This window comes from Micromonospora sp. I033, from assembly GCF_053890995.1.
The window spans coordinates 1-3,548 of sequence record NZ_JBSSLX010000345.1 but is presented as its reverse complement, the minus strand read 5'-3'; the positions used below and the strand labels follow the sequence as shown (position 1 = coordinate 3,548).

At 76.8% G+C, this 3,548-nt stretch carries 4 protein-coding genes and 2 pseudogenes; 3 read left to right on the top strand and 3 right to left on the bottom strand.

What is annotated here, in order from left to right; genetic code table 11:
* Nucleotides 1–71 precede the first annotated feature (71 nt).
* Nucleotides 72–380 (top strand): annotated as a pseudogene (locus ACW0Q9_RS29790) (EamA family transporter); the annotation flags it as partial.
* A gap of 143 nt (nucleotides 381–523) precedes the next feature.
* On the opposite strand, the gene ACW0Q9_RS29785 reads toward ACW0Q9_RS29790, so the two are convergent.
* Complete coding sequence (locus tag ACW0Q9_RS29785; RefSeq protein ID WP_456186979.1) at nucleotides 524–991, bottom strand: hypothetical protein; 468 nt, start codon at nucleotides 989–991, stop codon at nucleotides 524–526.
* A 174-nt stretch (nucleotides 992–1,165) separates the two neighbouring features.
* Here ACW0Q9_RS29785 and ACW0Q9_RS29780 point away from each other — a divergent pair, with 174 nt between their 5' ends.
* The gene (locus tag ACW0Q9_RS29780) at nucleotides 1,166–1,675 is read left to right on the top strand and encodes a SigE family RNA polymerase sigma factor (protein ID WP_456186981.1); all 510 of its coding nucleotides are present in this window, start codon (nucleotides 1,166–1,168) and stop codon (nucleotides 1,673–1,675) included.
* A 198-nt stretch (nucleotides 1,676–1,873) separates the two neighbouring features.
* Here the strand turns inward: ACW0Q9_RS29780 and ACW0Q9_RS29775 are convergent, their stop codons facing one another.
* Nucleotides 1,874–2,383, bottom strand: a complete 510-nt coding sequence (locus ACW0Q9_RS29775; RefSeq protein WP_456186981.1) for a SigE family RNA polymerase sigma factor — start codon at nucleotides 2,381–2,383, stop codon at nucleotides 1,874–1,876.
* A gap of 174 nt (nucleotides 2,384–2,557) precedes the next feature.
* Between ACW0Q9_RS29775 and ACW0Q9_RS29770 the strand changes: the two genes are divergently transcribed.
* Entirely contained in the window at nucleotides 2,558–3,025 is a 468-nt protein-coding gene (locus tag ACW0Q9_RS29770) for a hypothetical protein (RefSeq protein ID WP_456186979.1), read from the top strand.
* A gap of 143 nt (nucleotides 3,026–3,168) precedes the next feature.
* Here ACW0Q9_RS29770 and ACW0Q9_RS29765 read toward each other — a convergent pair.
* Nucleotides 3,169–3,477, bottom strand: a pseudogene (locus tag ACW0Q9_RS29765) (EamA family transporter); the annotation flags it as partial.
* Nucleotides 3,478–3,548: the final 71 nt, after the last annotated feature.

Genomic DNA, 3,548 nt, shown 5'->3' with positions numbered 1-3,548 from the left:
TCGTGGTGCTGCGGCCGGGCGCCGGCCTCGACCCGCTCGGCGTCGCCGCCGGCCTGGCCGGCACCGCCGCCATGGCGGCCGGGCTGGTGCTCACCCGCCGCTGGGGCCGGCCGGCCGGGGTGGGCACCCTCGCCGCGACCAGCTGGCAGCTCGTCGCCGGCGGCCTGCTGATCGTGCCGGTCGCCGCCGCCGTGGAGGGCGCGCCGCCCGCGCCGGACGGGCCGGCCCTGCTCGGGTACGCGTGGCTCGGGCTGGTCGGCACCGCGCTGGCGTACGCGCTCTGGTTCCGGGGCGCGGCCCGGCTGCCGGTCACCCGGGTGTCGGTGCTCGGCGCGCTCAGCCCGCTGACCGCCGCGACCCTCGGCTGGCTGGTGCTCGGCCAGGCGCTCACCCCCATCCAGCTCGCCGGCTTCGCGGTGGCGGTCGGCGCCATGGTGCTCGGCCAGCTTCCCGGACGGGCCGCACCGGCCACCGGGAAGGCCACTCCGGGCGCCGGGCGGGTCGCGCCGGACGAGCGGGGTGGTCAGCCGGCGCGCAGCCGGCGCCACTCACCGGCCGGGGCCTCGGCGGCGGCCACGCCCTCGGGCAGCGCGCCGGGCGGCAGTTCCGCAGCCGCGGCGAGCGGCAGGGTGAACCGGTGCGCGGCGGACGGCGCGGCCGCGTGCGACTGGTCGAGCAACCAGCGCACCTCGTCGACCGTCCAGCCCAGGCCGGCCCGGCCGGCCAGCTCCCGGACCAACCGCAGGCCGACCCGGGTGTCGTCGTCGTAGAAGCGCATGCACCAGTGGTGCGCCCACATGCCGAGCGCGCGCAGCCCGGCGGCGTCGAGCGAGCCGACCAGCCGGCCGCAGGCGGTGTCGGCGAAGGCGCGCCCCGGGTCGTCGGCCCGGTCCCGTTCGATCGCCCCGTACGCGGCCGGCGCCACGACCCGCATCCGGTCGTAGAAGCCCTGCACCACCGCACCGTCCAGCCGTGTCCGCCCCGATCGCATCAGCGGACACCCCGCCCGGCCACGCTCGCCATGCCCCGCACCCTTTCTTGAGTTGGTGGCGGGACCGTACCGGCCACTACCGACACTTTCCCGGGCGGAATCCGTTGCCGCGCCAGGGATAGCTGGACTGAGCTGGGGCGTCTGTATCTGTGACGACAACGAGCGGGAGGGTGGGTGGACGAGGACGACCGGGCCCGGCTGGCCGAGTTCGTGACCAGCCGCACGCCGGCGTTGATGCGGGTGGCGTACCTGCTCACCGGCGACCGGCACGCGGCCGAGGACCTGTTCCAGTCGGCGCTGGCCAGGACCATCCCGAGGTGGCGGACGCTGCGGCACGCCGACCCGGAGGGCTACCTGCGCACGGTCATGTACCGGGAGCAGGTGAGCTGGTGGCGGCGGCTGCGGCGACGCCGGGAGACGGCGCTCACCGGGGCCGACGAGGCGGTCCAGCCGGATCCCAGCGGTGGCACCGACGTACGCCTGGCGATGCGGGCGGCGCTGCGGCTGCTGCCGCCGGCCCAGCGCACGGTGCTGGTCCTGCGCTACTACGAGGACCTCACCGAGACCCAGGTGGCCGAGGCGCTGGGCTGCACGGTCGGCACGGTACGCAGCCGGACCCACCGCGCGGTGACCCGGCTGCGCCAGCTCCTGCCGGACGTCGAACTCCTGGAGGTACGGCGGTGACCACGCCCTTCGAGGACCTCATCCGCGCCACCCTCTCCGACCTGGCCGAGGAGGCACCCAGAGTGCAGGACCAGTTGACCCCGGCGGAGCGCCGGTTCCGGAACCGGCGCTCCGCCGGGGTCAACTGGTCCTGCACTCTGGGTGCCTCCTCGGCCAGGTCGGAGAGGGTGGCGCGGATGAGGTCCTCGAAGGGCGTGGTCACCGCCGTACCTCCAGGAGTTCGACGTCCGGCAGGAGCTGGCGCAGCCGGGTCACCGCGCGGTGGGTCCGGCTGCGTACCGTGCCGACCGTGCAGCCCAGCGCCTCGGCCACCTGGGTCTCGGTGAGGTCCTCGTAGTAGCGCAGGACCAGCACCGTGCGCTGGGCCGGCGGCAGCAGCCGCAGCGCCGCCCGCATCGCCAGGCGTACGTCGGTGCCACCGCTGGGATCCGGCTGGACCGCCTCGTCGGCCCCGGTGAGCGCCGTCTCCCGGCGTCGCCGCAGCCGCCGCCACCAGCTCACCTGCTCCCGGTACATGACCGTGCGCAGGTAGCCCTCCGGGTCGGCGTGCCGCAGCGTCCGCCACCTCGGGATGGTCCTGGCCAGCGCCGACTGGAACAGGTCCTCGGCCGCGTGCCGGTCGCCGGTGAGCAGGTACGCCACCCGCATCAACGCCGGCGTGCGGCTGGTCACGAACTCGGCCAGCCGGGCCCGGTCGTCCTCGTCCACCCACCCTCCCGCTCGTTGTCGTCACAGATACAGACGCCCCAGCTCAGTCCAGCTATCCCTGGCGCGGCAACGGATTCCGCCCGGGAAAGTGTCGGTAGTGGCCGGTACGGTCCCGCCACCAACTCAAGAAAGGGTGCGGGGCATGGCGAGCGTGGCCGGGCGGGGTGTCCGCTGATGCGATCGGGGCGGACACGGCTGGACGGTGCGGTGGTGCAGGGCTTCTACGACCGGATGCGGGTCGTGGCGCCGGCCGCGTACGGGGCGATCGAACGGGACCGGGCCGACGACCCGGGGCGCGCCTTCGCCGACACCGCCTGCGGCCGGCTGGTCGGCTCGCTCGACGCCGCCGGGCTGCGCGCGCTCGGCATGTGGGCGCACCACTGGTGCATGCGCTTCTACGACGACGACACCCGGGTCGGCCTGCGGTTGGTCCGGGAGCTGGCCGGCCGGGCCGGCCTGGGCTGGACGGTCGACGAGGTGCGCTGGTTGCTCGACCAGTCGCACGCGGCCGCGCCGTCCGCCGCGCACCGGTTCACCCTGCCGCTCGCCGCGGCTGCGGAACTGCCGCCCGGCGCGCTGCCCGAGGGCGTGGCCGCCGCCGAGGCCCCGGCCGGTGAGTGGCGCCGGCTGCGCGCCGGCTGACCACCCCGCTCGTCCGGCGCGACCCGCCCGGCGCCCGGAGTGGCCTTCCCGGTGGCCGGTGCGGCCCGTCCGGGAAGCTGGCCGAGCACCATGGCGCCGACCGCCACCGCGAAGCCGGCGAGCTGGATGGGGGTGAGCGCCTGGCCGAGCACCAGCCAGCCGAGGGTCGCGGCGGTCAGCGGGCTGAGCGCGCCGAGCACCGACACCCGGGTGACCGGCAGCCGGGCCGCGCCCCGGAACCAGAGCGCGTACGCCAGCGCGGTGCCGACCAGCCCGAGCCACGCGTACCCGAGCAGGGCCGGCCCGTCCGGCGCGGGCGGCGCGCCCTCCACGGCGGCGGCGACCGGCACGATCAGCAGGCCGCCGGCGACGAGCTGCCAGCTGGTCGCGGCGAGGGTGCCCACCCCGGCCGGCCGGCCCCAGCGGCGGGTGAGCACCAGCCCGGCCGCCATGGCGGCGGTGCCGGCCAGGCCGGCGGCGACGCCGAGCGGGTCGAGGCCGGCGCCCGGCCGCAGCACCACGA